20 protein-coding genes and 1 riboswitch are annotated in these 26,608 nt (G+C 67.9%); of the genes, 12 read left to right on the top strand and 8 right to left on the bottom strand.

Going from position 1 to position 26,608, the window contains the following annotated elements; genetic code table 11:
* Window positions 1–91: 91 nt before the first annotated feature.
* Window positions 92–1,189, top strand: a complete 1,098-nt coding sequence (gene trxB / locus INT51_RS15885; protein ID WP_193106314.1) for a thioredoxin-disulfide reductase — start codon at window positions 92–94, stop codon at window positions 1,187–1,189.
* A 30-nt stretch (window positions 1,190–1,219) separates the two neighbouring features.
* Window positions 1,220–1,618 (top strand): hypothetical protein, encoded by a 399-nt coding sequence (locus INT51_RS15880; protein WP_193106313.1) that lies wholly within the window; start codon window positions 1,220–1,222, stop codon window positions 1,616–1,618.
* A 3,160-nt stretch (window positions 1,619–4,778) separates the two neighbouring features.
* Here INT51_RS15880 and INT51_RS15875 read toward each other — a convergent pair.
* The 8 genes from INT51_RS15875 to rpmH form a co-directional block, all read right to left on the bottom strand.
* Entirely contained in the window at window positions 4,779–6,680 is a 1,902-nt protein-coding gene (locus INT51_RS15875) for a ParB/RepB/Spo0J family partition protein (protein WP_193106312.1), read from the bottom strand.
* Between the two features lie 88 nt (window positions 6,681–6,768).
* Window positions 6,769–7,632, bottom strand: a complete 864-nt coding sequence (locus tag INT51_RS15870; RefSeq protein WP_370540819.1) for a ParA family protein — start codon at window positions 7,630–7,632, stop codon at window positions 6,769–6,771.
* A 52-nt stretch (window positions 7,633–7,684) separates the two neighbouring features.
* Window positions 7,685–8,350: a 16S rRNA (guanine(527)-N(7))-methyltransferase RsmG gene (gene rsmG / locus INT51_RS15865; RefSeq protein ID WP_193106310.1), complete on the bottom strand. Its 666-nt coding sequence runs from the start codon at window positions 8,348–8,350 to the stop codon at window positions 7,685–7,687.
* Between the two features lie 8 nt (window positions 8,351–8,358).
* The gene (locus tag INT51_RS22370) at window positions 8,359–9,153 is read right to left on the bottom strand and encodes a R3H domain-containing nucleic acid-binding protein (RefSeq protein ID WP_226985792.1); all 795 of its coding nucleotides are present in this window, start codon (window positions 9,151–9,153) and stop codon (window positions 8,359–8,361) included.
* A gap of 73 nt (window positions 9,154–9,226) precedes the next feature.
* Window positions 9,227–10,336 (bottom strand): membrane protein insertase YidC, encoded by a 1,110-nt coding sequence (gene yidC / locus INT51_RS15855; RefSeq protein WP_193106309.1) that lies wholly within the window; start codon window positions 10,334–10,336, stop codon window positions 9,227–9,229.
* A gap of 85 nt (window positions 10,337–10,421) precedes the next feature.
* On the bottom strand, window positions 10,422–10,718 hold the full coding sequence (gene yidD, locus INT51_RS15850; RefSeq protein WP_193106370.1) for a membrane protein insertion efficiency factor YidD: 297 nt from the start codon (window positions 10,716–10,718) through the stop codon (window positions 10,422–10,424).
* 11 nt (window positions 10,719–10,729) lie between these two features.
* Window positions 10,730–11,113: a ribonuclease P protein component gene (gene rnpA / locus INT51_RS15845; RefSeq protein WP_193106308.1), complete on the bottom strand. Its 384-nt coding sequence runs from the start codon at window positions 11,111–11,113 to the stop codon at window positions 10,730–10,732.
* Window positions 11,114–11,155: 42 nt separating this feature from the next.
* Entirely contained in the window at window positions 11,156–11,293 is a 138-nt protein-coding gene (gene rpmH, locus INT51_RS15840; protein WP_193106307.1) for a 50S ribosomal protein L34, read from the bottom strand.
* A gap of 463 nt (window positions 11,294–11,756) precedes the next feature.
* Between rpmH and dnaA the strand changes: the two genes are divergently transcribed.
* The 10 genes from dnaA to gyrA all read left to right on the top strand — a co-directional run bounded on the left by dnaA (window position 11,757) and on the right by gyrA (window position 26,607).
* A complete protein-coding gene (gene dnaA / locus INT51_RS15835) occupies window positions 11,757–13,454 on the top strand; it encodes a chromosomal replication initiator protein DnaA (RefSeq protein ID WP_193106306.1) in 1,698 nt (565 codons plus the stop codon).
* Between the two features lie 608 nt (window positions 13,455–14,062).
* Complete coding sequence (gene dnaN, locus INT51_RS15830) at window positions 14,063–15,187, top strand: DNA polymerase III subunit beta (RefSeq protein WP_193106305.1); 1,125 nt, start codon at window positions 14,063–14,065, stop codon at window positions 15,185–15,187.
* 19 nt (window positions 15,188–15,206) lie between these two features.
* Window positions 15,207–16,463, top strand: coding sequence for a DNA replication/repair protein RecF (gene recF / locus INT51_RS15825; protein WP_193106304.1), 1,257 nt, complete (start codon window positions 15,207–15,209; stop codon window positions 16,461–16,463).
* Window positions 16,460–17,254, top strand: a complete 795-nt coding sequence (locus INT51_RS22740) for a DUF721 domain-containing protein (protein WP_193106303.1) — start codon at window positions 16,460–16,462, stop codon at window positions 17,252–17,254. Before recF ends, INT51_RS22740 begins: the two co-directional genes overlap by 4 nt.
* 151 nt (window positions 17,255–17,405) lie before the next feature.
* Window positions 17,406–17,535, top strand: a riboswitch (FMN riboswitch).
* A 123-nt stretch (window positions 17,536–17,658) separates the two neighbouring features.
* Window positions 17,659–18,693: a bifunctional diaminohydroxyphosphoribosylaminopyrimidine deaminase/5-amino-6-(5-phosphoribosylamino)uracil reductase RibD gene (gene ribD / locus INT51_RS15815; protein ID WP_193106302.1), complete on the top strand. Its 1,035-nt coding sequence runs from the start codon at window positions 17,659–17,661 to the stop codon at window positions 18,691–18,693.
* A gap of 15 nt (window positions 18,694–18,708) precedes the next feature.
* Window positions 18,709–19,341, top strand: a complete 633-nt coding sequence (locus INT51_RS15810; RefSeq protein ID WP_193106301.1) for a riboflavin synthase — start codon at window positions 18,709–18,711, stop codon at window positions 19,339–19,341.
* Window positions 19,338–20,624 (top strand): 3,4-dihydroxy-2-butanone-4-phosphate synthase, encoded by a 1,287-nt coding sequence (gene ribB, locus INT51_RS15805; RefSeq protein WP_193106300.1) that lies wholly within the window; start codon window positions 19,338–19,340, stop codon window positions 20,622–20,624. Before INT51_RS15810 ends, ribB begins: the two co-directional genes overlap by 4 nt.
* Window positions 20,621–21,121, top strand: a complete 501-nt coding sequence (gene ribH / locus INT51_RS15800) for a 6,7-dimethyl-8-ribityllumazine synthase (protein WP_193106299.1) — start codon at window positions 20,621–20,623, stop codon at window positions 21,119–21,121. Before ribB ends, ribH begins: the two co-directional genes overlap by 4 nt.
* A 404-nt stretch (window positions 21,122–21,525) precedes the next feature.
* Window positions 21,526–23,679, top strand: coding sequence for a DNA topoisomerase (ATP-hydrolyzing) subunit B (gene gyrB, locus INT51_RS15795; protein ID WP_193106298.1), 2,154 nt, complete (start codon window positions 21,526–21,528; stop codon window positions 23,677–23,679).
* 90 nt (window positions 23,680–23,769) lie between these two features.
* Window positions 23,770–26,607 (top strand): DNA gyrase subunit A, encoded by a 2,838-nt coding sequence (gyrA, locus tag INT51_RS15790; protein ID WP_193106297.1) that lies wholly within the window; start codon window positions 23,770–23,772, stop codon window positions 26,605–26,607.
* Window position 26,608: the final 1 nt, after the last annotated feature.

Genomic DNA, 26,608 nt, shown 5'->3' with positions numbered 1-26,608 from the left:
TGCGCCTTCCGGCGTACTCCATACTTGATCGCAGTCCTCCCGCTGACTGCCTACCACCCCCTGACGATATCCACGGAAGGACATCACTGACATGTCGCAGCCCATCCAGGCCCTCAACATCCTCGGCGGCACCGCTGCTCCGGCGGCTCGCACCGCACCGGCCGTCGCCACCGAGGCGACGAAGGACGAGACGATCCACGAGGTCGTCATCGTCGGTTCCGGACCGGCCGGGTACACCGCTGCGATCTATACCGCGCGCGCAGAGATGAAGCCGATCGTGATCGCCGGGGCGCTCGACGCCGGCGGCGCTCTGATGACCACCACGGACGTGGAGAACTTCCCGGGCTTCGCCCAGGGCATCCAGGGTCCCGAGCTGATGACCACGATGCAGGAGCAGGCCGAGCGATTCGGCGCCGAGATCGTGTACGACGACGCCGTGGACCTCCAGCTCGAGGGCGAGATCAAGACCGTCGTCCTGGATGACGGCACCGTGTACCGCGCGAAGACACTCATCCTCTCGACCGGGTCCGCCTATCGGGAACTCGGGATCGATGGGGAGAAGCAGCTCTCGGGCAAGGGCGTCAGCTGGTGCGCGACGTGCGACGGATTCTTCTTCAAGGACCAGGACATCGTGGTGGTCGGGGGCGGGGACAGCGCCGTCGAAGAGGCGACGTTCCTGACCCGCTTCGGGAAGACCGTCACGCTCGTGCACCGCCGCGACGCGCTGCGCGCCTCGAAGATCATGGCTCGACGGGCCGAGGCGGATCCGAAGCTGCAGTTCGCGTGGAACAGCGAGGTCGTGAGCATCAACGGGAGCGACCAGGTCGAGTCCGTGACCCTGCGCGACACCGTCACCGGACAGGAGCGCGTGATGCCGACCACCGCCGTCTTCGAAGCGATCGGGCATCTCCCGCGCACCGATCTGGTGCGGGGCAAGCTCGAGCTCGATGAGCAGGGCTACATCGTGTGCCAGGGACGTTCCACCTACACCTCTGTCCCCGGCGTGTTCGCCGCAGGGGACGTCGTGGACCACACCTATCGCCAGGCCATCACCGCCGCGGGGACCGGCTGCCAGGCGGCGCTGGATGCCGAGCGCTGGCTGACCGACCAGGCGGCGCTGGCCGACGAGAAGGCCAAGGCAACGGGGATGGTCGACCTGCCCGCCGCGGCGCAGCCGGCAGCGAACTGACCGACGCCTTCCACGTCGAGGAGGCGTCCGGTGAACACGTCCGCGAGCCCCGGGGCACGGAGCCTCGGGCCGGTCGCGGTCGTCCTGGTGACGGCTGATTGGGCTGGCCCGGCGAAACCGGCCGCCACCATCCTGCGGGAACTGAGCAGGCGCTGGGGGGAGGCCGTGCACGCAGTTCTCCTCCAGGATGCTGACGACGCCCTTCTCGACCTGCTGGATGTCGAGGTCGTCCCGACCTGGCTGCGCTTCGTAGGGCGCTCCGACCAGGTGCCGGGAGAGGCCTCCGGGCTCTGGGTCCCGGATCTGAGAGGGGCCACGGTGTCCGGAGAGGCGGTCGTCCTTCCGGGGCCGTGGGCGCTCACCCATCGACGCAGCGGGGCACTGCCCAAACATGTCGTGGCGGCGGAGTTCGGCCCCTCCGACGGATGATCACTCCAGCGGCTCTCCTCGCGCTCTCCGAAAGCATCTGACGGAACGCGGCTGACTCCCTCGACGACGGATCCACGGGTCGACGGGATGGCCTGTCAAGTTGTGTAGGTCCCCGCATGCTGACGTGCAGGGACACTGTGTCCACAGAGTTATCCACAGTCTTACCCACAAGGGTGCACGGCTCTATCCACACAGTTATCCACAACCGAGTGTGGACCACTGAATGCCGGAACAGTCTCACCGTGGACCATCTCCCTCGGGTTGACCTGCATCGATGTCCGATACTGGGGTCGTTGCCCGCGGAGGGGGTTACTGTACGAGTGACACAAGGTGTGATGCGCGTCACGCCGTGCTTTCGGAGTTTTCCACACGGTTACGCACACTGTGCATAGCCAGTCCGTGCGCTCGAAGCGTGTTGCGTCGAGTGCGTTCCACGTGGACCTCAGGCTGAGGCGGGCCAACGACGTGCTCGCGTGCACAGCTCGACCGTCGTCTGTTGTCGTGTCGGAACAGCCGGCCTCCATGCTGACCGCAACGAGCCTCGCTCAGTGACTCTGCGTTCAGCATGCTTGGCGAGCCGAGGTGCAGCGCCACACCTAACAGGCCACCGGCTGTGCACCTTCTGTTCACCATCCCCTGGTCTCGCAACTCGGGTCACTCCGCGAGGTTTCTCGTGAAACCTGCGCTTGCGTCCGTCTCGGTGTCCAAGCGGAATGCCTCGATGAGCAGATCACAGCTGACCCAGGCGACACCAGGGATGGATCCAGGCAGGCCGGACGTGCCAGATCAGGGCTGCACCGGACTAGGCAGCGGGCCCGGCCCGGAGCTCACAGGATGCTCTTGTTTCGCGTGAAACACTGCTTCTCGATTCTATGCGGGAGCTTGGGCGGGAGCGAAGGCAGCTCGGGAGCCCCTGACCGATCGGACCGGCAGAACTCCTCTGTGCTGGCGGTTCTTCCGTGTTGAGCTACCCCCTCACCGGTGTCTCGACCAGTTGTTCGGAACCGAGCTCGTTGCACGTGAAACCCGGTGGAGTACCGCGTCGACGTCGCGTCGTATCGGGTCGTACACGCATGAGCTGATGATTCGCCCTCACTCTGCCTACTCCGTGGCAGGGGGAACGACGACGGTTCGTCGATACGGGAATCTGTTTCACGTGGAACGACGCCCATGACGCCTCATGCAGTTTCACGTGGCACCAACGCAAAGAGTCATCGCCGTAGATCGCGCAGGGGGCGGAGGCAACGCAGAGAGCGTCGGTCGTGTCGGTCCCTCTCACCGGCCGTCCACGGCAGCCGACGTCGGGCCGCTCGGCAAGTCACCTGACGTCAACTGCGACTAGAAGGCATGTTCCCCGTGAAACATTCAGGGAGCACGGTCTCCCAAGTCTCTCGGGCTCCGAGCGTTCGCACCATCTGCTCCAAGGATTGAAGTACTACGCAGACTCTTCCGGCGAGCCGGCCCATCTGCTGTACGCGAATCGAGTCAGGTCTCCCGGCCGCTTCCTCTACCCGTGGACCGGATCGACCACGGCACACCGCGACCAGCGACTCAACACGTCGCATCCTGTCCATCGAAGTGCGCCACTCCCTTCTCTCCGTGCGGGGCACGGCCTGAGTCTCCAGTATCAAAGGCACGCGTTTCCCGTGAAACTCAGGTGGGTCCACGAACAACTCCCGCCACGCGCGGCGGCCCCAATTCTCAAGTCCGTCGACTACCGTCGCGCCTGTGAGATGGTCTGTCGCCCGTTCGTGGGGTCCGATCGCTCGTCCGGTACGTCATCTCACCAGCGTCCGGACGCATCTGTGAGCGCCGCGCTCGGTATTCGCGAAGGTCGTTTCACGTGGAACGCAGCAATCGACCTTCCCGAGTCGACGTAGTCGCCGCGGGGAGCTGGCCCCAGGTGCTTCCACTGACTACGCAGCGGCACTGACCGCAGTAGCAGTCACCCCGCGAATCCACCGATCCCGACAGTTCACACGTTTCACGGGAAACCATGTGCCGAATCTGCGATCGGGCATTCCGATCACGAACTTCCTGCGCTTCGATGCTCCGTACCGTCGTGCAATGCCGTGTGCAAGAGCGTCAGTGCCACGTGAAACTCACACGTTCACTGCAGCAAAGTGCCCGCGTCACGTCATGCCTAGGGACTACCGGGCACAGCAGGCAGGGCCGTTTCACGGGAAACCATGCAGGCAACGGATGGGATCTCCCTCAGGCCGGCCTCAGAAGGTGTACGGATCACGGGATTCAGCAGTCGGAAAGAAGATTCATGACGATGACCGGACAGTAAGATCAGCAGCGCTTCACGTGGAACCAGGTGGAAACTGGCCTGTTTCAAGCCGGGTCCCTCGACAGGAAGAGGCTGCTCATCAGATCCGGACGACCGAATACTGAGCTCGGGTGGTCCTGTCACCCGGCGACGTGACGGGGTGCTGACACGAACCCGGGATGTTTCACGGCAAACGGAACTGCTGCATCACCTGTTCCTCGTGAAACTAGCAACCGCGTGGAGCGCACAACACCGCCGAGTAGTCAGCCACCGCGCCACTTCGCTTCGACGTGGCGTCTACGGTCCCTATGCCCGCGTCAACTCATCACTAGTTCCCCGTGACCGCTTAGCTGTCCTGTCCACAGCACTGTGCACATTGGTGGATAACTCGGAAGTTCCCCAGTGACCTGGGGCGTCCTCCTCCGCAACCACTGCCGTGGGGAGGACCGCGCCGTCGGGAGCTGCGGGCGAGCATCCCGTCATCGGGGAGCGGCGCGGCAGGACTCCGCGAACAGATCCTGACTTACCTCGAGCAGGTGTCAGGATCCCTTCCGTCGGGTGTGAGCCACCTCACACTCTAGAGGTTAGGCCGGCTGCGCCGGGGAGAAGTGATCCAACTCCTCATCGGTCGGGCTCGCGGAAAGCACAGCACGGGACTGAATCCTGAGAAGCACGAATCCCAGCAAGCACCATCGACGATGGACAGCTTCGCAACGGCGCACCGTCACGCGCGGCCAGTTACGAGACACCGCGCGCTCATGGGTTGCGGGACGTCCAGGGAGCATCGCGGCCGGACCCGGGCGCATGGACGAGGGCACAGGTGGGCGACGAGAGACGAGCACAAAGAAGGGCCAGCGCTCACGCCGGCCCTTCACCACTGACGTGGAGTCACTCCTCCGACGGTCCGTCGCTCTCGGCCGGTGGGGCATCCAGCCCCATGCCCTCGATCAGACGGTCGAGATCCTCGAGGTTCGTGAACTCGAGCGTGATCCGGCCCTTTCGCTTGCCGACGTCGATGCGCACCGGAGTCTCCAAGCGATTCGACAGTCGGCTGGTCAGATCCACGACATGGGGATCGTAGGTGGTCCGACGGGCCGGACGGGTGTTGGTCTGCTGCTGGCCACCACTGGCGACGAGTCGTTCCACAGCGCGGACCGAGAGCCCCTCGGAGACGATGCGCTGGGCAAGCTCTTCCATCAGCGTGGGGTCGTCGAGGGAGAGGAGTGCGCGCGAATGCCCGGCGCTGAGGGCCCCGCTCGCCAATCGACGTTGCACGAGAGCAGGCAGGCGCAGCAGGCGCAGTGTGTTGGTGATCTGCGGGCGCGAGCGACCGATGCGCTCGCCCAGCTCGTCCTGCGTGCAGCCGAAGTCCTCCAGGAGCTGCTGGTACGCGTTCGCCTCTTCCAGTGGATTCAGCTGCGTACGGTGAAGGTTCTCCAGCAGTGCATCTCGCAGGAGATCGTCATCGCTGGTCTCCCGGATGATCGCAGGGATCGACGTGAGTTCGGCACGGCGAGCTGCACGCCAACGGCGCTCGCCCATGACGAGCTCGAAGGACTCGCCCTCCTCCGTGACCGGAATCGGACGGACCACGACCGGCTGCAGCACCCCCACTTCACGCAGTGAGTACGCCAGCTCGTCGAGCTCGTCGTCATCGAACATCATGCGGGGGTTGCGCGGGTTCTCCCGAATCTCATGGATCGGGATCTCTGCGAACTCAGCGCCGGGGACACTGACCAGGTCCTGTCGTGCGTAGCCACTGGGGCTCTCCGCCTCGAGGGAGGGTTCCGTGCGCTCCGTGCTCGCGACGACCGCGTCAGCATCACTCTTCGTGCCGCTGTCAGCGGCAGTACCGGACCGGGCGCCTGCCGCAGCTTCGGTGTCGACCTCAGCCGCCGTCGCAGCCTCGCTCTGCGAGTCGATAGCGATGTCCGGCTCGGCCGATGCGCTCTCCTGCTCACCGGAATCGGACTGTGCGGGGGCCGGCTCTACGGCCTCGACGTCGACCACGGGGCTATCCTCGAGAGCCGTCACGGCGGCGCTCTTCGAGGCCTCGGGGGAAACGGACGTGGAATCCTTCGACGGGGCCGCTTCGGGCTTCGCTGCGGAGGTGCTGTTGGTGCCGGTGCTCGCCGTGGGCTTGGAGGCCGAGGCCTTGGGCGCTGGTGTGGTCGTCGACGGGGACTTCGAGGCATTCACCGCCTTCGGAGCTTTCGGGGCCTTCACGGTCTTCGTCGATGGGGTCTTCTCGGCGGAGACCTCATCGGCAGGCGTCGACGCAGTCTCGGTGGGTACGGCTGCTGCCGCAGCGGATGCGGCCGAGGAAGTCTTGGCCGGCCCGGACTTCCGCGTGGTGCTCGACGTCCCCGTCGTCGAACGGTTCGAACGAGTCCGGGTCGAGGTCTTCTTCACGGGTTCCTCGGGGGCCTCCGTGCTGACCGCAGCGACGTCCTTCGCCGACGCGGTCTCAGCGTCCTCGGAGGAGGTGGACGTCGATCCCCGCGGGGTACTGCGGGCGGGGGCTCCGCGACCACGCCGCTGGGCGGCATCGCGGGCCATGGCACTGGCGAGATCCTGGCGGCGCGCGCGCTCCCGCTGGGGGCGATCATCGTCGGCGGAGGCCTGCTCACCCGAGAAGAACATGTCGACCGGCCGGTTACTCGCCGCCGGCTCCTCGTCCTCGGACGCCGGGCGCGTCCGAGTGCGCAGCTCCTGCTCGGGGGCAGGGGTCGACCCTGCACCCGGGATCAGGGCGCCGAGTCCTCGACCGAGTCCTCGCTTCTGCGTCATGGCCGTTGTCCTTCCGGAAAGTGTCGTCCACCGAGGGGAAAACCTGAATCACGCGCGGCGTCATCGCGAACGCGTGCCGTGGTCGGTGTCATGGGGCGGGGCGAATGGTGAGTTCATGAGCAGCTGAGCGGTACGCCAGCGCACCACTCGAGCCCGGGTCGTACGTGAGCACCGTCTGGCCGTAGCTCGGCGCCTCCGAGATCCGCACCGAGCGCGGGATCGTCGTCGCGAGGGTCTGTTCCGGGAAATGGTCCCGGACGTCCTGGGCGACCTGTGCGGCGAGCCGGGTTCGGGCGTCGTACATGGTCAGCATGATCGAGGAGACCACCAGTTCCGGGTTCAGGTGCTGGCGGATCAGATCGATGTTGTTCAGCAGCAGGGACAGACCCTCCAGCGCGTAGTACTCGGCCTGGATCGGGATCAGGACCTCGCGCGCCGCGACCAGGGCATTCACGGTCAGCAGGCCCAGCGAGGGCGGGCAGTCGATCAGCACATAGTCCAGGCGCGGCAGGCCCTGGTCCTCACGGTGACCGAGGTAGTCACGGATCGCGTTGCGCAACCGGTTCTCGCGCGCCACCAGGGAGACCAGCTCGATCTCGGCCCCGGAGAGGTGGATCGTGGCGGGAGCGCAGGAGAGCCGCTCCATGTCGGGCACGTCCTGCACGACGTCGGCCAGCGGAGCGGATTCCACCAGCACCTCGTACATGCTGGGGACCTCGGCGTGATGCTCGATGCTCAGCGCGGTCGAGGTGTTCCCCTGCGGGTCCGCGTCGATCACCAGCACGTGCAGCCCACCCATCGAGAGGGCTGCCGCCAGGTTCACGGTCGTGGACGTCTTGCCGACTCCGCCCTTCTGGTTGGCGATCGTGATCACGCGGGTCGTCTCCGGTGCCCCGAAATCAACACCCTCGAGCTGCTTGCGACGGGCATGATCCCGGGTGAGCTGACGCATCAGCGGAGTATCTTCCATCGCACCATGCCCCCGGGAGGAATCTTCGCGCTGGTCAGCCACGTGTCTCTCCCTTCCTGGTCGCCTGTGCTCGGCGACGCACTTGGACCACTGTAGTGGGAACCTCGACCTCGCCCACCCCGTACTGCGCAATGCGAGGATCGTCCCCGCCCAGCTTCTGCAGGGCCTTGCCCGCCTTGTCCACTTCTTCAGCGGCCGAGCTGCCCTTCATGGCCAGCAGCTCTCCGCCGTCGGCCACCAGGGGCAGCGTCCAACGGGCCAGCTTGTCCAGCGCCGCGACCGCACGGGCGGTCACCACGTCGAAGGACCGCTGTCCGTGCAGATCCTCGGCGCGCGCACGCACCACCTCCAGTCCCAGGCCGAGCTCGGAATCGACCTCTTCGAGCCAGGTGACGCGGCGCTGCATCGTCTCGATCAGCGTCACCTTCACCTCCGGCCGGGCGATGGCGATGACCACTCCCGGCAGGCCGGCGCCGGAGCCGACATCGGCCAGGGTGCCGGTGGATGGGTCGATCGCGTCGACCATCAGGGCGCAGTTCAGCAGATGGCGCTCCCACAGCCGCTCCACCTCATGCGGGCCGATGAGGCCGCGCTCGGGGCCCTGCTCCGCGAGCATGCTCGCGAAGCGCTCCGCCAGGTCGAGGCGGTCTGCGAACAGACGCTCGGCCGACGGGCGCAGGGATTCGGGCAGGGGCAGCACGCCGCGCCTCAGGATTCCGGGTAGATGACGACGTGACGGTTCTTGCCGTCACCGTCGGACTCGGAGCGCAGGCCCTCACGCTTGGCGACATCGTGGACGACCTTGCGCTCGAAGGGGTTCATCGCGCGCAGCGGCACCGGGGAGTCGCCGGACTTCGCCTCGGCGACGGCCTTCTCGGCGAGATCCTCGAGGCTGTCCTTGTGCTCGGCCCGGAAGCCGCCGATGTCGAGCATGAGACGGGAGCGGTTACCGGTGCGGGTCTGCACGGCGAGGCGCGTGAGCTCCTGCAGCGCATCCAGCAGCTCTCCCTTGGGGCGATTGAGCTTCGCGAGCCGGTCTGCGCCAGCGATCTCCACGGAGGCGCGGTCGCCGTCCACGTCGATGTCGATGTCCCCGTCGAGATCCGTGATGTCCAGCAGTTCCTCGAGATAGTCGGCGGCGATGTCGCCCTCCTCCTCGAGGCGGCGCATGCGCTCTTCCGTGGACTCTGCCGGATCGTCGCTCTCGGCGCTGTCCTCGGCGGGGACCTCCACCGCACCAGCATGTGTGACCTGCGCGTCCTCCGCCCCGGTGTCGGAGCCGGGTACCTGCGCGATGTCTCCACCGTCGGGCGCGACGGTCTCGACGGTCTCAGCGCCCTCGAGCGTCGTGTCGGCCTCGCTGGCCTCGACGACTTCGTCGGAGGTCGGTGCGGGAGCATCCGATGCGGCGAGGCCCTGTTCGCCGCCGCCGGGCTCGGGAACGGCGCTCAGCTGCTCATCGGACTCGTCAGCCGTACGGGCATCAGGTGTGGTGTCGTTCATTCGGATCCTCCGGGGACATGCTCGGGATGAGAGAGGTGCGCCCCGGGAGCATCGGCGCTCCCGGGGTGCGAGGTCACTTCTTGCGCTTGGGCTTCTTCTTCGCGCTCTTGTTCAGCGGGGAAGGGCCCGGCGGCGGGGTCGGAGTCTCGCCCGCCTCCTCCTGAGCCTTGCGCCGTTCTTCGGCCGCCTTCTCACGGGCGGCGCGGGCACGTTCGAGCTTCTCCTCATCAGACAGCTTCTTGCCGCCGCGGTTCTTGCTCGTGGGTTGCACACGCAGGGGCTGCTCGGGCTCCGGCTCGGTGCTGATCTTCTTCGGCGGGGTGAAGTCGAGGGGCTCGAGGCCCTTCTTCTCCCGCTTCGCGTTGATGCGCTCGTGGCGCTCCTTCGCGGCGTCCGACCCCGGGGTGGGGGCGGCCTGGATGACGATGTACTGCTGCCCGAAGGTCCACACGTTCGTGGTCAGCCAGTAGATGAGAACACCGATCGGCATGGCCGGGCCCGTGATCACGTAGATGAACGGGAGCATGTACAGCATCATCTTCTGGGTGCTGGCCATGGGGCCCTCGAGGGCCGCCTTGGGCATGTTCTTCATGGTCAGCGACTTCTGGGTGAAGAAGGTGACGGCACACATGCAGGCGATGATGAGGCCCGCGACGATCCGGGTCGTGATCCCGCCGTCGCCGACGTTCAGGAAGCTGTCGGCGATGGTGATGTCACCGAAGAAGGTCGAGTGGCTGGCGCTCTGGGCGAGCTCCGGGGTGAGCGGGCCGAAGCGGGTGCCCTCGGCAGCCTCGGGAAGCTTGTTGTACAGCACCTGGAACAGGCCGAAGAAGATCGGCATCTGCAGCAGCATCGGGAGGCAGGAGGAGAACGGGCTGGCGCCGGCCTCCTTGTAGACCGCCATGGTCTCTTCAGCCATCTTCTGCTTCGAGGCCTGGTCGGTCTTGCCCTTGTACTTCTTCTGCACGGCCTGCAGCTCGGGCGAGACCATCTGCATCGCGCGCGATGCCCGGATCTGACGCACGAACAGCGGAATGATCAGGGTTCGCACCACCACGGTGAGACCCACGATCGAGAGCACCCAGGTGAAGCCTGAGTCCGGCTCCATGAACACGGACAGCACCGCGTGGAACTTCACCATGAGCCATGCAACGGCCCACTCAATGGGGTACAGGGGGTTCATCGGCCTGGTCTTCCTGCCGCACGAATGCGCATGACGTTCATGCGAGGTGTCGGCTGTGGTCGGGAATCTTGGACAAGGGTAGGCCCTAGTGGGCTGGGTGCCGCAGTCGGCGTGGATTCCTCCACATGCCCGGTGCAGGGACCGGGTCGAGGCCCCCATGGGTGAACGGATTGCACCGGATGATCCGTCCGCTCGTGAGGAGCGCTCCCTTCAGTGCGCCGTGCACTCGCAGCGCATCCATGCCGTACTGCGAGCACACCGGGTCGTACCGGCAGGCCGGCGGGGTGTACGGGGAGATTCCCACCTGATAGCCGCGCACCAGCAGAGCCAGAGCCCGACCAGGGAGCCGCAGCACCGACCGCAGGATCCCTTCGCGTCTCATCGCGCCGCGACTCACGATGCCGAGTCTGATCGTGCCGCATCGCGACGGCGCTCGAACTTCCGGGTCGCGGAGTCGAGGGCGGCGACGACGTCGGCCTCGAGCTCGGCGAACGGCTGCTCGTCGATACCTGGCAGGGCACGCATCACGATCGTGGCTCCAGGAGGCAGCGCATCGAACTGCGGCCGCACGATCTCGCGCAGCCGACGGGTCACACGGTTGCGCACCACGGCGTTGCCGATCTTCTTGGACACGACGAATCCCACGCGGGGTGCCTCCCCCTCCTGCGGCAGCAGGATGAGGTGCACGACCACGTGGGATCGGGCGCTGCGCGCGCCACCGCGAGTGACGGCACGGAACTCGCCGCCGGTGTGCAACCGGTGACTGGACCAGTTCACGACGTCACGGTGTGATGCCCCTGGTCACGTAGGTGATCCGGCTCAGGCGGAGAGCTCGGAGCGGCCCTTGGCGCGGCGGGCGTTCAGAATGGCGCGGCCCGCACGGGTGCGCATGCGGGCGCGGAAGCCGTGCTTCTTGGCGCGACGACGGATGTTCGGCTGGAACGTGCGCTTGCTCATCGGTTCTCCTCGATCGTGGGCACGGACGTACCCCTCGCGGTGGTCTGTGGTCTGCTGCACGAACGGACTGTTCGGGCGCACCCGCTGACGCGGGGCGGCTGCCGAAGTACCCGACCGACACCTTCGAGACCGGAGATGGGACCGTAGTGGACCCGGAAACCCTGTCGGGACGGCGCGCAGCGCTGACTGCACGATCTTAGGAGCGGGGCCGCGAAGGGTCAACGGCTGAGGCCTCCGGAGGGCCGGTTGTGGCCCGATTCTCACTCCGGACCGGCGTTTCGTCACCAGCAGGCGCCTGCGGAACCGCCTCCGCCGCCCTGCTTCCCCGAGGTCGCCGCCGCGAGGAGTCACGCATCACGGAGACAGAGACCGCATGGTCGGTTGTCCACAGCGTCGATCCACAGGGCACCGGCTATTGTGGAAAACTATCTGGACCGCCGATCATCCCGTACGGAGAAACCTGATGTCTGACGCGAACGTCGCCGCGATCTGGGAGCGAACCCTGGACACCCTGCGCCGTGACGACACCGTGTCCCAACGCGTGATCGCTCTGCTGACCCTGTCCCAGCCGTTGGCTGTGGTGGCGGACACCGCCCTGCTCGCAGCCCCGTCCACCTCGGCGAAAGAGCTGTTCGAGCACCGGATCGCAGGGTCTCTGAAGGCCGCGCTCAGCGAGGCCACCGGTCAGGAGATGCGGTTCGCGGTGACCGTCGATGAGTCCCTCTTCGGGGAGGACGCCGACGATCCGGCGCCAGCCCCCTCCTCGGCCTCGCAGTTCGATGCCCCCGGTGCACGTCGTGTGGACAGAGATGTGGAAACTCCCGGGCAGGCCGTCCACACCACCTCGTTCCGTCGTGACAAGGGGTCGGTGCTGCCCGCGGACGACCAGCCCGGTCGTGCCGTCCTGCCTCGCGACACGTCCGCGAGTTCCGCGGGGACCAGCTCGAGCAGTGATCGTTTCTCCCTCGGAAGCGACTACACCGGCACCGCAGCCGACGATCCCAGCGCCTACGCGGGATTCTCCGCGCTCACCGGCTCCTCAGCTCCCTCTCCTGGCCCGGCCCCACGCCGACCGGCTCGGACCGACCGCTCCACCCTGGGCGAGGACTCCCGCCTGAACGGCAAATACACCTTCGAGACCTTCGTGATCGGCTCCTCGAACCGCTTCGCGCAGGCTGCGGCGTCGGCCGTCTCGGAGACGCCTGCGAAGGCGTACAACCCCCTGTTCATCTACGGCGGCTCGGGGCTGGGCAAGACGCACCTGCTGCACGCGGTGGGGCACTACGCGCAGAGCCTCTACCCGGACGTCGTGGTGCGCTACGTGAACTCCGAGGAGTTCACCAACGACTTCATCAACTCCGTGCAGTCCGGTCAGTTCGGCAAGGCCCAGGAGTTCCAGCGCCGCTACCGAGACATCGACATCCTGCTCATCGACGACATTCAGTTCCTGCAGCGGGCACCGGAGACGATGGAAGCCTTCTTCCACACGTTCAACACGCTGTACAACACCGACAAGCAGATCGTCATCACCTCGGATCTGCCCCCGAAGGAGCTGGGCGGCTTCGAGGATCGCATGCGGTCGCGCTTCGAGATGGGCCTGATGACCGACGTTCAGCCGCCCGACCTGGAGACCCGTATCGCGATCCTGCGCAAGAAGGTCGCCCAGGAGAACACCGGCGAGGTCCCGCACGACGTGCTCGAGTACATCGCCTCGCACATCGCGACCAACATCCGCGAGCTCGAGGGTGCCCTGATCCGGGTCCAGGCGCTGCACTCCCTGTCCCGCCAGCCCATGGATGTCACTCTCGCCGAGAGCGTGTTGAAGGATCTCCTGTCCCACGACGACGGCGCCCAGATCACGGCGTCGACGATCATCGCGCAGACCGCGACGTACTTCGGACTGTCGGTCGAGGAGATCGTCGGCTCCGGTCGTTCCCGTCGGCTGGTCTCGGCCCGGCAGATCGGCATGTACCTCTGCCGTGAGCTCACCGATATGCCGCTGATCCGGATCGGTGAGGAGTTCGGTGGCCGCGACCACACCACGGTGATGCACGCGAACAAGAAGATCAGTGAGCTCATGAAGGAGCGTCGAGCGATCTTCAACCAGGTCACAGAGCTGACCGCTCGGATCAAGAGTTCGAACTCGGCGCCGCGGGCATGACCGCAGCCGCGACCGCGGCTGTCTGTGAGGCCGGTGTGAGGCCGGTGGGTAGTGGGATCCAGGCCCCTGATCGACTCGTGAGAAGAACAAGCCTGGTCAGCACGCAGTTCTCCCCAATTGTGGATAACCCTGTGGACAATGTGGAATGACACGACTCCACGCAGGGACGGATGTGTACCGAGGAATCACAAGAACCTGCCCGTGACGGGGAGCCGTGCACAGTCGACGCACGTCTGCTCCAGACGGATCAACGATCCGTCCACGTGAGGGTCATACGTGGTGACCTGCATGGATCGTGGTTATCCACGAGATCCACAACCGTGAAGAAGAGGACTGTAGTTCTTGGCTCGTCGGGGATGTGGAGGGCGGACTGCCGGGGAAGGACGGCGAGAACCTGTGATTCCTGGGTGCGGGGGGACGTCGAGGAGCTGAGGACGAGGAGGGAGATTCCCCGGATCGGCGGCGGAATCCGGGGGAAGAAACGGGCGCGAGGACGAGCTGCTGTCAAGGATCATCTCCGGTGTGTCGGCGAGACCCCGAGGAAACCGCTACGCTGTGCTCCGTCCGTGCCTGTTCTGGTAATCGACCACTGCGAAGGAGTGGCAACGGTGAAGTTCCACCTCGACCGCGGCGTCCTCGGCGACGCCGTCTCCTGGGCCACCCGAACCCTCCCCGTGCGACCGGCGATGCCGATCCTGCAGGGCGTTCGGATCGTGGCCGACGCCAGCGGCGAACTGCAGCTGTCGACATTCGACTACGAGGTCAGCGCCCAGATCCGGCTCGACGCCGAGATCGAGCAGCCGGGCGAGGTCCTCGTTCAGGGCCGCATGCTCTCCGACATCGTCCGAGCCCTGCCCAACAAGGACGTCTCCATCGCCCTGGAGGGCACCAAGCTCCAGGTCCGGTGCGGATCCGCCCGCTTCGCCCTGGCCACCCTCCCCGTCGAGGAGTACCCGCAGCTGCCGAGCATGCCCCCGGTCGCCGGTTCGGTCGCGGCCGACGTGTTCGCCGAGGCCATCGGCCAGGTCACCGTCGCCGCCTCCAAGGACGACACACTCCCGCTGCTGACCGGTGTGAAGGTCGAGATCTCCGGCGAGACCATGACCCTCATGGCCACCGACCGCTACCGCCTGGCGCTGCGCGAGCTGACCTGGAACCCGTCGACCCCCGGCACCGAGCAGACCGCCCTGGTGCGTGGTCGCACCCTCCATGAGGTGGCGCGCTCCCTGTCGACCGGAGGCAGCGTCGACATCGCCCTGGCCGAGGACTCCTCCGCGAATCTCATCGGCTTCGAGGCCGGCGGTCGCCGCACCACCTCGACCCTGGTCGACGGCGAGTACCCGCCCGTGCGTCGGCTCTTCCCCGAGTCCGTCGCGATCACCGCGGTCGTCTCCACCGGCGCCCTCATAGACGCCGTCAAGCGCGTCTCCCTGGTCGCCGAGCGCAACACTCCGGTGCGGCTGTCCTTCACCGAGGGCCAGGTCGCCCTCGAGGCCGGCGCTGGAGATGACGCCCAGGCCAGCGAGGTCCTCGAGGCTCATCTGACCGGTGAGGACCTGGTCGTCGGATTCAACTCCGGATTCCTGCTCGACGGCCTCGGGGCCCTCGGCGCAGAGTTCGCGCGACTGACCTTCACCGACTCCATCAAGCCGTCGGTCATGAGTGGCCAGGACTCCCTCGAAGGAGCCCCGGACACCTCCTACAGGTACCTGATCATGCCGATGCGGATCTGAGGGAGGGAGTGCTCCCTCCGTGCAGCTGACCGCCCTCGATCTCACCGACTACCGCTCGTACTCGCGACTCACCCTGCCGGTGCAGCCGGGCATCACGGTGATGGTCGGCAAGAACGGACAGGGCAAGACCAACATCGTCGAGGCCATCTGGTATCTCGCGACCCTGTCCAGCCATCGTGTGCCCCACGACGCCGCCCTCGTGCTGCGCGGCGAGCCGACCGCGATCATCCGCGCGAGCTTCCTGCGCGCTGGCCGCCCCCTGCAGGTCGACCTCGAGATCACGCCGGGCAAGTCCAACCGTGCCCGGGTGCAGGGGCAGAACGTCGCCCGCCTGCGTGATCTGCTCGGAGAGGTGCGGGCCGTCCTCTTCGCCCCTGAGGACCTGGGCCTGGTGAAGGCGGATCCCGAGGGACGACGCCGCTTCCTGGACGAGCTGCTGTTCGAGATCGCCCCCCGCTACGCCGCCGTCAAAGCTGACTACGATCGCGTGCTCAAGCAGCGCAGCAACCTCCTCAAGCAGATGCGATCCATGCGCCGTGGGGGCAGCGGACGCAGCGTCGGCGGACTGGATCCGGCGGACTCAGCCGCCTCCACCCTCGGCGTGTGGGACCAGCAGCTCGCCCGATTCGGCGCCGAGCTGCTGCGCGCCCGCCTGCACCTGGTCAACCGGCTGCGCCCGCATCTGGGCTATTCGTACCTGCGGGTCGCGACCGACGAGGGCGCCGAGGAATCCCTGGATCTCCCCCCTGACCAGCGCGGGAACCTCGACTCTCCGGCCGACGTCGCCTATCGATCGGGAGTGCTCGACGAACTCGGCGCGACTCCTGGAGACCTGCCCACCACCCGCGAGATCCATGACGTGCTGCTGGCGATGCTGGCGGACCGGCACGACGAGGAGATCGATCGCGGCGTGACCCTCACCGGTCCGCACCGCGATGACCTCGAGATCCGCTTGCACGACTTCCCGGCCAAGGGGTATGCGAGCCACGGGGAGTCCTGGTCCCTCGCGCTCGCCCTGCGCCTGGCGTCCTACGACCTGCTGCGACTGGAGGAGGGGGACCTCGGCGATGGCGAGCCGATCCTTCTGCTCGACGACGTGTTCAGCGAACTGGATGTGCACCGCCGCGAGCGACTGGGACGCATCGTCACCAATGCCTCGCAGGTGCTCATCACCACCGCCAACGACACCGACATCCCCGACTCCCTCGACGGAGAGATGCACGTGGTCGATGTGAGTCTCGGCAACGCGGTCCCTCGTGAGAGCAGTAGCTGGTGAGGACGCCGCGCTCCGGAAGGGACCCCCGTCCCGAGGGGCAGGGGCCGGGGAGAGGCCCGGGCGGCGGACAGCTCGCGAACCCCTACGGCCTCTCGACCTGGAACGGTCGGGCCGACGGCTCCCCGCCGGAGGGCGCCGCCGGCGGAGACGGCGTCCCCGCCTCCGCGCCTGCGCCCGGACCCGTGGCCCGATCCGGAGAGCGGGAGCCGGCCCCCCGCCAGGTTCGACCGGAGCAGCCCCAGCAGCAGTACGATCCTCTCGAGCTGCCCACCCCGAAGGACCCCTTCGAACTCGCCCGCCGCACCGTGAACCGCTCCCGCGCCGCCGCCCGTGATCGCGGACTGTTCCCGATCTCCGCGAAGACGCAGGCCAGAGACGTGCGAGACCGCTCCGGGAGCGCCCCCGGGTACTCCGGATCTCGCCCCGACCCCCGTGACCCGCAGGGCATCGAGAGCGTGCTGCGCAAGGTCCTCGGCAACCTCGGATGGAACGCCGGCATGAACGCCGGTCGGGTCCTGGAGGAATGGGAGGACATCGTCGGCGAGCGGATCAGCAGCCATTGCCACCCCGTCTCCCTCGAGGAGGGGGTGCTCGTGGTCAGCGCCTCCTCCTCCGCCTGGGCATCCCAGCTGCGGATGCTCACCCCGCAGCTCATCACCGCGATCGAGGAGCACGTCGGGTCCCACGTGATCGCGGAACTGCGCGTGACCGGTCCCGCCGCGGCTGAGCGCACCTGGAAGAAGGGTCGCCGCACCGTCACCTGGCGAGGCCCCCGCGACACCTACGGATAGCGAGGCGTGCTGCGGGGCCGGGCGCGCTCTCCGGCCCGGCCCCGTCGATCCCGAAGCGGTGCGCCGCATCGTGAGGTGGATGTCATCAGCCGTCATGAACGCCCCACTGCCCGCCCCACCTGCTAGCGTGACCGGTGACGAGCTGGAAAGCTCGCGTGCACTGGGGTCGGTGAAATTCCGAGCCGGCGGTGATAGTCCGCGACCCGATGGCCTCTGGCCATCGGCTGACCAGGTGGAACTCCTGGGCCGACGGTTAAAGTCCGGATGGGAAGCGCACGCGACGACGTCCTCGGACAGCCCTCGGCCGCGCACTTCGTGCGCCGCTATGTGGCATCCCGGGTGACGCCGTCTCCGTGACCCTCCCTCTCTCCGGACCGCGAGCATCGCGGACCGGAGGAGAGCCCATGCTGAACGACGCCGAGCGCAGAGCGCTGCGCCGCGCCCTGGAGATCGCGGCGGATCCCGCCGTGCCACTGGGGCCGAACCCCCGCGTCGGCTGCGTGCTCCTGGACGCGCACGGTCGCGTCCTGGCCGAAGGCCATCACCGCGGCGCGGGCACCGCGCACGCCGAGGCCGACGCCCTGAACCGCGCGGCGCCGCCGTTGATCGGGGCGACCGCCGTGGTCACCCTCGAACCGTGCACCCACGTCGGACGCACCGGACCGTGCGCGGACGCCCTGATCGCCGCCGGCGTCGGCCGCGTGATCATCGCCCGCCGCGACCCGAATCCGATCGCCACCGGTGGCATCGAACGGCTGCGCGCCGCCGGGATCGACGTCGAGCTCGACATCCCGGTCGACCTCGCAGCCGCTGCCGCCGCACTCAACCGCGGCTGGGAGCACGGGCTGCAGCACGGTCGCCCCCTGGTCACCGCCAAGATCGCCCTCACCCTCGACGGACGCGCCGCCGCGGCCGACGGCACCAGCCAGTGGATCACCGGGCAGGCCGCCCGCGAGGAGGTCCATCAGCTGCGCACCACCTGCGACACCGTCCTGGTCGGCGCCGGCACCGCCCGCGCCGATCACCCCTCGCTCACCGCCCGCCGCGGCGACGGCACCCTCCACCACCGCCAGCCGGTGCGGGCCGTCATGGGTACCGGCCACTTCCCTCCGCTGCCGGGGGGCGCCGGCGAGGCGATCCCCCTGCGCACGCATGACCCGTCGGCCGCCCTGGCAGAGCTGTTCGACCGCGGCCTGCGACACGTGCTGCTCGAAGGAGGGCCGACCCTGGCCGCCGTCTTCCTGCGCGCTGAGCTCGTCGACGAGCTCATCGTCCACCTGGCCCCCACCCTGCTCGGCGGCGGCCGCGGCGGGATCGGGGACCTCGGCATCACCACGATCGCCGACCGCCTCGACCTCGACCTGACCGACGTCACCCCGCTGACCTCCCCGGATGGCCGTACCGACCTCCGCCTCACCCTGCGACCCCGCACCACCTGACCTGGAAGGACCACCATGTTCACCGGCATCATCGAAGAGCTCGGCACCGTCGAGACGATAGACCTCTCGGGCGACCGCGCCCACGTGCACATCCGCTCCCCGCACGTCCTGGACGGCATCGCCCTCGGCGACTCCATCGCCGTCAACGGCTGCTGCCTCACCGTCACCACCCATGAGGGCGAGATCTGGAGCGCCGACGTCATCACCACCACCCTCGCCGCCACCAGCCTCGGCGATCTGGCCGCCGGCGACCGCGTGAACCTCGAACGCTGCGTGCGGGTTGACGGCCGCCTGGACGGGCACATCGTGCAGGGCCACGTCGACGGCGTCGGCGAGATCGTCGGCCGGGAGGAGAGCGAGGGAGCGACCCTGCTGAGCATCGCCCTTCCCGCCAGCGGCGACGACCCACGAGGATTGGCACGCTATGTCGTCGACAAGGGTTCACTCGCCGTGGACGGCGTGAGCCTGACCGTCGCGGCCCTCGACGGCGACGTCGCCACCATCGGCCTCATCCCCGAGACCCTCGCCCGCACCACGCTGGGCCGGCGCGGCGTCGGTGACCGTGTGAACCTCGAAGTGGACGTGCTGGCCAAATACGTGGAGAAGCTGACTGCTGGCCTCGTGCCCGGGACGGAGGCCCGGCGATGAGCGCGCTGCGCCTGGAGAGCATCCCGGAGGCGATCACCGCGATCGCCGCCGGCCGCCCGGTCGTGGTCGTGGACGACGAGGACCGTGAGAACGAGGGGGACCTGATCCTCGCCGCCTCCGCCGCGACCCCCGAGCTGCTCGCCTTCGCGGTGCGGTACTCCAGCGGACTGCTCTGCGCACCCCTGGGCCCGGCCCGGGCCGACGCCCTCCAGCTGCCGCTCATGGTGCGAGACAACGCAGACCCGCTGCGCACCGCGTACACGGTCAGCGTCGACGCGAGCGACGGCGTGACCACGGGAATCAGCGCCGCTGACCGTGCCCGCACCCTGCAGGTCCTCGCCTCCGCGCAGACCGGCCCGCGCGACCTGATCCGCCCCGGGCACGTGCTTCCCCTGCGCGCCCGCCCCGGGGGTGTGCTCGAACGCCGCGGCCACACCGAGGCCGCCGTGGACCTCACCCGCCTCGCAGGCCTGCCCGAGGTGGGGATGATCGTCGAGCTGATCCACGACGACGGCACCATGATGCGCGGCCCGGCCCTGCGCGATTTCGCCGACGAGCACGGCCTGGTGATGGTCTCCATCGAGGACCTCGCCGAGCACCGTCGGGCCACGGAGGAGGCGCCCCCGCAGGACGAGGCAGGACGAACGGGACACAGGGGCCTCGAGGTCACCGACCCGGTCTCCCTGCCCACGACGCACGGCATCTTCCGCGCGTTCGCCGTCCGAGAGGGGAATGCGGAGCACCTGGTCCTGATGCGCGGGGACCTCAGCACGCCTGAGCCCGTGCTCACCCGCGTGCACTCCGAATGCGTGACCGGGGACGTCTTCGGCTCGCGGCGGTGCGACTGCGGACCCCAGCTCGAGGAGTCCCTGGTCAGGATCGACGCGGCCGAGCGGGGCCTGCTGATCCTCCTGCGAGGTCACGAAGGGCGCGGTATCGGCCTGATGGAGAAGCTGCGGGCCTACGCCCTCCAGGAGCAGGGCCGCGACACCGTCGACGCCAACCTCGACCTCGGGCTGCCCGTGGACGACCGTTCCTTCGCGATCGTCCCGCCCATCCTGGACCACCTCGGCGTCGGGGCCATCTCGTTGCTGACCCACAACCCCACGAAGGCCGACGCCCTGCGCGCCGGAGGGGTCGAGGTCTCCGGGGTCGTGCAGCTCAGCACGCACGTCACCCCGGAGAACCTCTCCTACCTCACCACCAAGCGCGACCGACTGGGCCACCACCTCGTCGGCCTGCCCGCAACCCTGACCCCCGCACCGAATGGAGATCCCTCATGAGCGGACACGGAAGCCCCACCTCGCAGATCACCCCGCAGCCGGACACCCGGATCGCGATCGTCGCCGCCTCCTGGCACGAGCAGGTGATGGACGGCCTGCTCGCGGGTGCCCGGCGCGCCTGCACCGAGGCCGGGATCCTCGAGCCCACCGTGGTGAGAGCGCCCGGATCCTTCGAACTGCCGGTCCTCGCCGACCGTCTTGCCCGCGACCACGACGCGGTCGTCGCCCTCGGGGTCGTGATCCGCGGGGGCACTCCCCACTTCGAGTACGTGTGCGCAGCCGCGACCGACGGCCTCGGACGAGTCTCCCTGGACCACGGCGTGCCGGTAGGATTCGGTCTCCTCACCTGCGATGATGATGAGCAGGCGCTCGACCGCGCGGGCCTTCCCGGCTCCCGGGAGGACAAGGGGTACGAGGCCGCCTCGGCAGCGCTGGCCACCGTCGAGGTGTTGGCAGGCCTCGGCGCGGTGGACGAATCCGGGCCTCCCCGTCGTTGATCCGGCAGGTGTGGATCGCCAGGCGCCCCTGTGCCGCGATCTCACCCCTGGTGGCGTATGGGACCCCGTCCGGCGCCTCGGGAACGGCTTCCTGAGGCCATCCGGGGCCGTCTGACACGGAATCCGCGTCGCGTTGTCCACAGAATCGGCGAGGTTAATAGGTTCAGTGGCCGTTGTCCGCTAGAATCAAGGTGGTTCGGCCGGCGTCCTGCGACGTCCTCGTGGACTTCGTGACCACCGGCTCGACGACTGTGGCCTACGGGTGCCTCACGCGCGTGCGCGCGCGGCGCGTCACCGTGGGCCCCATGTGTGCTGAGTCGGGGGGATCGTGCCCGTGCCAGACCGAACCACCCTCGGCGCTCTTCCGGTCCGAGGGATTCCAGGACTGCGAGGAGCCACATCAGGTGAGCGACAGCGACCGCCCCATGCCCGACCAGGACGCACCCCAGGGTGCCCCGGATCCGTCTCCCGGCGCGATGCCCGAGGTGACGCCTGCAGCGGCAGCTCCCGATCCCGCTCCCGTGGTCAAGTCCGCCGGCGAACGGGCCGCGCACGCCCCGGAGCACTACGAGGCCTCGGACATCACCGTCCTCGAAGGCCTCGAAGCGGTCCGCAAGCGCCCCGGCATGTACATCGGCTCCACCGGTGAGCGCGGCCTGCACCACATGGTGCAGGAGATCGTCGACAACTCCGTGGACGAGGCGATGGCCGGCCACGGCGACACCATCGAGGTGACGCTGCTCGACGACGGCGGCGTCCGCGTCGTCGACCATGCCCGCGGCATCCCCGTGGCCATGCACCCGACCGAGGGGAAGCCGGCCGTCGAGGTCGTGCTGACCGTGCTTCACGCCGGTGGCAAGTTCGGCGGCGGCGGGTACGCCGTCTCCGGCGGCCTCCACGGTGTGGGTTCCTCCGTGGTCAACGCCCTGTCCATCCGCATGGAGGTCGAGATCCGCCGCGAGGGCCACGTGTGGCGCCAGGCGTACAGCCGCGGCGCCCCGCTGGCCCCGCTCGAGAAGGGTGAGGAGGCCGACGAGACCGGCACCACGATCACCTACTGGGCCGATGACGAGATCTTCGACGAGACCGTCTATGACTTCGAGACGCTGCGCAAGCGGTTCCAGCAGATGGCGTTCCTCAACAAGGGCCTGCGCATCACGCTGACCGACGAGCGGGCGCCCGAGACGGACGAGGCCGAGGACGACGTGGTCGACGTCGAGCTCGAAGCCGAGGGTTTGGGGAAGGACGATGGCCCCCGCACCGTCACCTACCTGTACGAGCGCGGACTGCAGGACTTCGTCGAGTTCATCAACACGACCAAGCGGGCCGAGGTGATCCACCCCGACATCATCTCCTTCGAGTCGGAGGACACCGAGTCGTCCATCTCCGTCGAGGTCGCCATGCAGTGGACCGGGGCCTACTCGGAATCCGTGCACACCTACGCGAACACCATCAACACCCATGAGGGCGGCACCCACGAGGAGGGCTTCCGCTCCTCGCTGACCTCCATCGTGAACCGGTACGGGCGCGCCCAGGGCCTGCTCAAGGAGAAGGACGCCAACCTCACCGGCGAGGACATCCGCGAGGGCCTGACCGCCGTGGTGTCCGTGAAGCTCGGGGAGCCGCAGTTCGAGGGCCAGACCAAGACCAAGCTGGGCAACACCATCGCCCGCACCTTCATGGTCAAGATCATGACCGATCAGCTCCAGGACTGGTTCGTCTCCCACCCGCTGGAGGCGAAGTCCATCGTGATGAAGGGCCAGGCCGCCGCCGCCGCCCGGGAGGCGGCTCGCAAGGCCCGCGACGCCACCCGTCGCAAGTCGCCGCTGGAGACCGGCGGCATGCCCGGCAAGCTGCGTGACTGCTCCTCCCGCAACCCCGCAGAGTCCGAGATCTTCATCGTCGAGGGCGACTCCGCCGGCGGCTCCGCCGTGCAGGGCCGCGATCCTCGCACCCAGGCGATCCTGCCCATCCGCGGCAAGATCCTGAACGTGGAGAAGGCGCGACTGGACCGGGCCCTGGACAACCAGGAGGTCCGTTCGCTGATCACCGCCTTCGGCACCGGTATCGGGGACGACTTCGACGCCACCAAGCTGCGGTACCACAAGATCGTCCTGATGGCTGATGCCGACGTCGACGGCCAGCACATCGTCACCCTGCTGCTGACGCTGCTGTTCCGCTACATGCGCCCCCTCATCGAGCTCGGCCACGTGTTCGTCGCGATGCCGCCGCTGTTCCGCCTGAAGTGGACCAACGCCCCTCACGAGTACGTGTTCAGCGACACCGAGCGCGATGAGCGTCTCGAGGCCGGCCGCGCCGCCGGCCGTCGCATTCCCAAGGACAACGGGATCCAGCGCTACAAGGGTCTGGGCGAGATGGACTGGAAGGAACTCCAGACCACCACGATGGACACCAACTCGCGCACGCTGAAGCAGGTCACGGTCGATGAGGCCGCCGATGCGGACACCATCTTCTCCGTCCTGATGGGCGATGACGTCGAGTCCCGTCGTCGCTTCATCCAGGAGAACGCCAAGGACGTCCGCTTCCTCGACATCTGAGACCGGCCCCCGGGGCGACGCAGGGCCAGAGCCCGAGCGCCCCCGGGAGCGCCCACGACCATCGGCCCCACCCGAAAGGCCTTCGACGCCATGAGCGACACCCCGCAGGACCCCACGAACCCCGACGAGACCCCGGAGCTGCCCGCCGGGATGGCCGGTCAGGCCACCCCCGAAGGCGCCCATGAGGTCTCCACCACCGAGGCAGCGGACCGCACCGTGACCCTCGTCGACCCGCTCGACGAGCACGAGATCGACCGCATCACCCAGGTGGACCTGAACCATGAGATGCAGCGCTCCTACCTCGACTACGCGATGAGCGTGATCGTCTCCCGAGCCCTGCCGGACGTGCGCGACGGCCTCAAGCCGGTCCACCGCCGCATCGTCTACGCGATGTTCGACGGCGGCTACCGCCCCGACCGTGCGTTCTCGAAGTGCGCCAAGGTCGTCGGCGAGGTGATGGGCAACTATCACCCCCACGGAGACAGCGCCATCTACGACGCCATGGTGCGTCTCGTGCAGCCGTGGTCGATGCGCTATCCGCTGATCCTGGGCCAAGGAAACTTCGGCTCCGCCGGCGACGATGGTGCGGCCGCTCCTCGATACACCGAGTGCAAGATGGCTCCGTTGGCGCTCGAGCTCGTGCGCGATATCGACCAGGAGACGGTCGATATGCAGGGCAACTACGACAACACCGCTGATGAGCCCGTGGTTCTTCCCGCGCGCTTCCCGAACCTGCTGGTCAACGGCTCCTCCGGCATCGCGGTCGGTATGGCCACCAATATTCCTCCGCACAACCTGCGCGAGGTCGCCGACGCCGTCCAGTGGCTCCTGACGAATCACGAGGCCACCAAGCCCGAGCTGCTCGAGGCCTGCCTGCGATTCATCAAGGGCCCCGACTTCCCCAGCGGTGCCACCATCGCCGGCACCACGGGCATCGAAGAGGCGTACCGCACCGGCCGCGGGTCCATCTCCCAGCGCGCCGTGGTCTCCACCGAGGAGATCAACGGGCGCATGTCCCTCGTGGTCACCGAGCTCCCGTACCAGGTCAACCCTGACAACCTGGCACGCAAGATCGCCGATATGGTCAAGCTCGGCAAGATCCAGGGCATCGCCGACATCACCGACGAGACCTCGGGCCGCACCGGGCAGCGACTGGTCATCACGCTCAAGCGTGACGCCGTGGCCAAGGTGGTGCTGAACAACCTCTACAAGCACACCCAGCTGCAGGAGAACTTCTCCGCGAACATGCTGGCGCTCGCCAACGGGGTGCCCCGCACCCTGTCGATCGACTCCTTCGTGCGCGAGTGGACGAAGCACCAGATCGACGTCATCGTGCGCCGCACGACGTTCCGCCTGCGCAAGGCCGAGGAGCAGATCCACATCTACCGCGGCTACCTCAAGGCGCTGGACGCGCTCGACGAGGTCATCGCGCTGATCCGCCGCTCCCCGGACGCCGACCGTGCACGCACCGGCCTGATGGAGCTGCTGGAGATCGACGAGGTCCAGGCCAATGCGATCCTGGCGATGCAGCTGCGTCGCCTGGCCGCCCTGGAACGGCAGAAGATCACCGAGGAGCACGACCGCCTGCAGACACTCATCGAGGAGTACACGGCGATCCTGGCCTCCCCGGTGCGTCAGCGCGAGATCGTCTCCGAGGAGCTGCAGGAGATCGTCGACAAGTACGGCGACGACCGCCGCACGCAGATCCTTCCCTTCGGCGGCGACATGTCGATGGAGGACCTCATCCCGGAGGAGGACGTGGTCGTCACCATCACCCGTGGTGGTTACGTCAAGCGCACCCGCGCCGACCAGTACCGCGCCCAGAAGCGCGGCGGAAAGGGTGTGCGCGGAGCCTCGCTGCGCGCGGACGACGTGGTGCAGCACTTCTTCACCACCACCACGCATCGGTGGCTGTTGTTCTTCACCAACCAGGGCCGCGTCTATCGCGCCAAGGGCTATGAGCTGCCGGAGGCACCGCGGGACGCCAAGGGTCAGCACGTCGCGAACCTGATGGCGTTCCAGCCGGACGAGCACATCGCCTCGGTGCTGGCGATCAACACCTACGAGGACGCCCAGTACCTCGTTCTCGCCACCCGGTCCGGGCTGGTGAAGAAGACCCCGATGACGGCCTTCGACTCCAACCGCACCGGCGGCATCATCGCGATCAATCTGCGCGACATCGACGGCCCCGACGGCCCCGAGCCGGATCGGGTGATCGCAGCGCGCTCCGTGGACGCCGACGACAACCTGCTGCTGGTCTCCCGCAACGGCCAGTCCGTGCGGTTCCCGGCGGCTGACGACGTGCTGCGGCCGACGGGCCGTGCGACCAGTGGTGTGACCGGGATGAAGTTCCGTCACGACGACGAGCTGCTGGCCATGGACGTGGTCAACCCCGAGCAGTTCGTGGTCACCGTGACCGACGGCGGCTACGCCAAGCGCACCGGCATCGAGGAGTACCGCGTGCAGGGTCGCGGCGGCCTGGGCATCCGGGTCGCGAAGCTGCCCGATGATCGCGGGCACCTCGTCGGCGCCGCCGCCGTGGAGGAGACCGACGAGCTGCTCGTGGTCATGGAGAAGGGCCGTGTGGTCCGCTCCCGCGTCGCCGAGGTGCCGTCGAAGGGCCGCACCACGATGGGTGTCGTGTTCGCCAAGCCCGACAAGGGCGATCGCATCCTGCTGGTCACCACCAGCCCTGAGTCCGAGCTCGACGTGGACGACGAGGAGGAGAACGGTGTGGACGGCGCGAACAGCGTCGAGGCACCGGCTCTGGCCGATCCCGAGACGGGCGAGGGCACGACCGAAGGCGCGGATGCTGTGGAGATCGACGCCGACGGGGAGTCTGAGCAGGGTTCGCCGGTCTCCGATGATCTAGGCTCTGAATCATCCGAGCAGTTGCCGACCGGCGATGACGACCAGACCGAGGAGTGAT

The organism is Brachybacterium sp. FME24 (assembly GCF_014897705.1).
Lineage (GTDB): Bacteria > Actinomycetota > Actinomycetes > Actinomycetales > Dermabacteraceae > Brachybacterium.
The sequence above is the reverse complement of the archived record's forward strand: the minus strand, read 5'-3'. Positions and strand labels throughout refer to the sequence as shown.